Below are 507 nucleotides of genomic sequence, written 5' to 3' on the forward strand. Positions count from 1 at the left end.
TTCAAGCAGGAGCAGACAAACAAGGATCCAAAGGGATACGTAGGATGGGAGATGTGTATAAGAGACAGAACGGATTGGTTGTGGCATACCAATCGAAGCAATCAAACGCTTAAAAGCAGACGGAAATCCGAACAAGATTTTCGCCGGTGGGAATGTTCAGGAAGGAGGCGGGTTACGTGGGGTTCAAACTGTCGCACACTTGCTCAAACCATCAATCGCCTTTGCTGTCGATACAGGTATCCCGGGGGACACGCCAGGAATGACTGATCGTGAAGCATTGTCGAAATTAGGTGAAGGCGATCAAGTCATCATGTTTGATGCAACGATGATCGCACATCGCGGACGAATTGATTTCGTGACGAAAGGTGCAACAGAAGAAAATATCGAGTAACAACTGGACTTAACACCAGGTGGCGGAACGGATGCAGCGAAGGTCAACTTATCGAATACAGGTGATCCATAACTTGCATTGACTGTACCGGTCCTGTCTATTATACACATCTGCGG

The 507-nt window shown here is 47.5% G+C and carries 1 protein-coding gene; it reads left to right on the forward strand.

Translation table 11 applies throughout. The features are described 5' to 3' along the window. Nucleotides 1-73: 73 nt before the first annotated feature. On the forward strand, nucleotides 74-391 hold the full coding sequence (locus ACZGCQ_RS16840; RefSeq protein WP_481266882.1) for a hypothetical protein: 318 nt from the start codon (nucleotides 74-76) through the stop codon (nucleotides 389-391). The last annotated feature ends 116 nt before the right edge of the window (nucleotides 392-507 follow it).

It is taken from the genome of Exiguobacterium sp. HSB13 (assembly GCF_056764755.1).